Origin of the sequence: Pseudomonas sp. B329 (assembly GCF_023127835.1) — a bacterium.
Classification (GTDB): Bacteria; Pseudomonadota; Gammaproteobacteria; order Pseudomonadales; family Pseudomonadaceae; genus Aquipseudomonas; species Aquipseudomonas synxantha_A.
Genome location: NZ_SPKP01000050.1, coordinates 1,585 through 2,086, shown reverse-complemented (window position 1 = coordinate 2,086; position 502 = coordinate 1,585). Strand labels below are relative to the sequence as shown.

At 59.8% G+C, this 502-nt stretch carries 1 protein-coding gene; it reads left to right on the top strand.

Annotated features, from left to right (window positions below):
* Positions 1–502: ABC transporter transmembrane domain-containing protein (locus E4P00_RS21960; RefSeq protein WP_248133068.1), on the top strand; the 502-nt coding region annotated here is incomplete at both ends.

Sequence of the window (502 nt, the reverse complement as noted above, 5' to 3'; positions counted from 1 at the left end):
GCGCAATGCCTTGCTGGTGGAAACCATCCAGGGCATGGAGGACGTCAAGGCGTTGCAAGCCGAGCAGAAATTCCAACTGAGCTGGAACCACTACAACGCAACTACCGCTTCGGCGAACCTGCGGCTCAAGGCCTTGACCCATCGTTTGCAGTATTGGTCGCAATCCATGCAGACCCTGGTGTTTGCCGTGGTGATTTTCTTTGGCGCGCCGATGGTGATGGCCGGCGACCTGACCACCGGCGCACTGGTGGCGGCATCGATCCTCGGCTCACGCATGATGGCGCCGATGGCGCAATTGACCCAGGTGATCATTCGCTGGCAGCAGGCCAAGACCGCCCTGGCAGGCTTGGACAAACTGATGCAGTTGCCCACCGACCACCCCGAACACAGCCACAAAGTCCACCGTGCCCACCTGTACGGCGACTATGTACTGGACCAGGCGGTATTTGCCTATGGCGATGACAGCCCGGTGCTGCAAGTCAGCCAACTGAAGATTCGTGCC